The organism is Methanobrevibacter sp. (assembly GCF_045586545.1).
In the GTDB taxonomy this organism is placed as follows: Archaea; Methanobacteriota; Methanobacteria; order Methanobacteriales; family Methanobacteriaceae; genus Methanocatella.
This window is the reverse complement of sequence record NZ_JAZNAN010000098.1, coordinates 1-2,899: the sequence shown is the minus strand read 5'-3', so window position 1 is coordinate 2,899 and position 2,899 is coordinate 1. Positions and strand designations below refer to the sequence as shown.

The window sequence follows — 2,899 nt, the reverse complement described above, 5'->3', positions numbered from 1 at the left end:
TATCTTGGTCAATAACAATAGATTCTTTTCCGGTTTCTTTATCTACGACGATTGCTTCTGCAGGACATAATTCTTCACATACACCACAGTAAATACATTCTTCATCATTTACTTCGATTTCACCGGTTACTAAGTCAGCACGGTTTGGTAAAATTCTTTCAATGACAATTGCATCACGAGGACATGCGATTTCACATCTTTTACAGTAAATACATTCATCATCATTGATTTCTGAGAAAGCATTATAATGAGGATATGCTTCAATTTCTCTGATAGGTACGTCATTAATGGTTAATACTAATGCGTCAACAGGACATAAACCGCTGCACATACCGCATAATACACATTTACTTTCATCAACAGTTACTCTTTGAACATCAAAGTCGTCTTGGACGTTTTGTGCGATTTTGTCATGACCACTGAAGTATACATTGTTTAAAACTCTATGACGTGCGCCAATAGCAATTTCATTTAATGTAATTGCTTCAACAGGACAAGTTGATTCACAAATTCCACATCCAATACAAATGTGATCTTTGAAAGACAATTTTCTTGATTCTTCCGCAGATCTTGTGATGTCAAAGTTGTTGTCTTTAACCTCTTTTAAATTTCTAATCATATTAAATCTCCAAAATTTTTATAGAATTAGTTGGACATTCATCTGTACAAAGCTGACAACCGCAACATTGTATTGAGTCTGCTTGTGCATGTAATGATTCTAATCTAATAGCCTTCATCATACACACATTTACACATAATCCGCAACCAATACACGAATCTTCTATAAATGCATCATAATCTTTTATTCTGCAAATATTCACAATTTTTCGACTCTCTTCTGGTTTGTCAAAGATTGCGAAAACCATAGTCATGAAATCCCTAGGGCTTAATTCGGTTATAGTCCTTGCAACTTCAACAGAATTCCATGAGATGTTGCTCCCATTCAAATAATGTGAAATTGTAGACCTGTCAACCGATAGTTCCTTAGCAATTTCCTGATGAGTTTTCCCCATGTCTCTTAATCTGACCGCAGCCAGATATTTCAAACCAGAGGCAATATGTTTTGGCATAAAATCACCATGTGTAATGATACTATTTTTAATAATATATTAATAAATAGTTGTCTACTAGAGTCAAATAACAAAGTTTATATACTATAGTGTATTAACTACACTTAAAAAAAGGCATATACGGAATTTTAGAAGAGTTGTAAGAAAATTAAAGGCTAATCATAAGTTGATAATTAAGATAATTATTAAAAACTATTCTTATTAAATTTAAAGAACAATATACGATATTATTATTAGTACATATCGATGAAAAATAGAAAAAATGTAATAATTTATTCCAAAAAAATATTAAAAAATGCCAAAAAAACATGAAAAATAGCTATTTTTTAGGGCGTCCTAAATAAGAGTGTAGTTACTACACAATATAGTTTGTAAAAATTAAAACCAAATCAAGATTCAATAAAAAAAATGAAAAAAATGAGATGAACTCATTTATTTTCCGATTAATGTATTTAAAATTTCATTCCAGGATTCAGAATTGACATTAGTCAATTTCATGTCAGTTCTGGACAATATCCTGATATCTTGTGGACATGCGGTAACACAAGCTCCGCATAAGTTACAGAAGTCTAAATTGGTAACTGATTTTCCGTCAACAATAGTGACTGCATTACATGGACATACGTCTTGACATGCGTGACAGGAATCTCCTTTACAGATTTTTTCTTCTGCTTCATTTTCAGATAGTTCTAAAGTTCCTTCAAATGGTTTGGTTACATTAATTGCATCCACAGGACATACTTCAGAACACCATGAACAGTTTACACAAGAATCTTCTAAGATTATTGTTTCACCAGTGATTTCTGGAACTTCAATTTCATCTCTGTACATACAGGTTGCACAGACTTGTTTGATTGCATTTTCAGGACATACTCTTTTACAGACTCCACAGAAAATACATTTAGAAAGATCAACATCTATAGAATAATTTAACTTATCAACAGTTGATGTAGGATTATTTTCTATTATGATAGCATCTGCAGGGCACATGTCAGCACAGAAAGAACAGTAGATACATTGATCTTTATCAATGCTGATTTCCCCTTTAACTAAGTCTGCAGGGTTTGGAAGGTTCCTTTCAAAAATAATTGAATCCCTTGGACAGACTTCGTAGCATCTTCCGCAATACATACATTCTTCATCATCAACTTTGGATTCTGTTTCCCATACAGGATAATTGTCCATTTCTTTAATTGCTTCGCCATCGATTGTTAATTCTAAAGCATCGAATGGACAAGCTACGGAACATAATCCACAGAATACACATGAATCTTGATTAACAGAAATTAAGTCCATTTCAATTAATCCACGTGCGATTGGGACAAGAGGTCCTAGCCTTAAGGAAGATGTTGGGCAAACATCTGTACAAATTCCACAACCTACACATTTTTTATCAGAATAAGATAATTTACGGTTTTCCTCACCGTTTCTTTCAATATTAAACATATAACTCTCTCCTTATGCTTTAGATATTGCTTGGTTTGGACAATTTTGGATACATAAGTCGCAATCATCACAATTTTCAGGGACTATTTTTACATCTCCATCTTCTTCTATGATTGCACCCTGTTCACAAAGCTTAATGCATAAACCTTGCACAGGACAATTATCAATGTGTCCGCATTTATCTGAATCAATTTTTACTGCCATATAACTACCTCCGAAATAACATGAAAACTAGATTATTTTAATGTTATAATTTCAAATTTATTAAAATGAGCTTATAAGCATATTGGTTTTATCCTCAAAATTTTCAAAAAAGGGCTCGAATTAAGCTTTAGGTTTGCCTAATTTGATTTCTAAATCCGATAAAAAGGTTATAAAATTGG

At 32.4% G+C, this 2,899-nt stretch carries 4 protein-coding genes; all 4 read right to left on the bottom strand.

All coding sequences use genetic code 11. The annotated features are described in order from the left end of the window. Positions 1-619, bottom strand: a 619-nt coding sequence (locus ACKI3D_RS07470; protein WP_407393361.1) for a 4Fe-4S binding protein, incomplete at its 3' end; no start/stop codon positions are given. A 1-nt stretch (position 620) separates the two neighbouring features. Beyond that, a complete protein-coding gene (locus ACKI3D_RS07465; protein ID WP_407393360.1) occupies positions 621-1,070 on the bottom strand; it encodes a 4Fe-4S binding protein in 450 nt (149 codons plus the stop codon). 432 nt (positions 1,071-1,502) lie between these two features. Next, positions 1,503-2,516, bottom strand: coding sequence for a tungsten-dependent formylmethanofuran dehydrogenase subunit FwdF (gene fwdF / locus ACKI3D_RS07460; protein ID WP_407393358.1), 1,014 nt, complete (start codon positions 2,514-2,516; stop codon positions 1,503-1,505). A 12-nt stretch (positions 2,517-2,528) separates the two neighbouring features. Continuing rightward, the gene (locus tag ACKI3D_RS07455) at positions 2,529-2,720 is read right to left on the bottom strand and encodes a 4Fe-4S binding protein (protein ID WP_292808164.1); all 192 of its coding nucleotides are present in this window, start codon (positions 2,718-2,720) and stop codon (positions 2,529-2,531) included. Between the last annotated feature and the right edge of the window lie 179 nt (positions 2,721-2,899).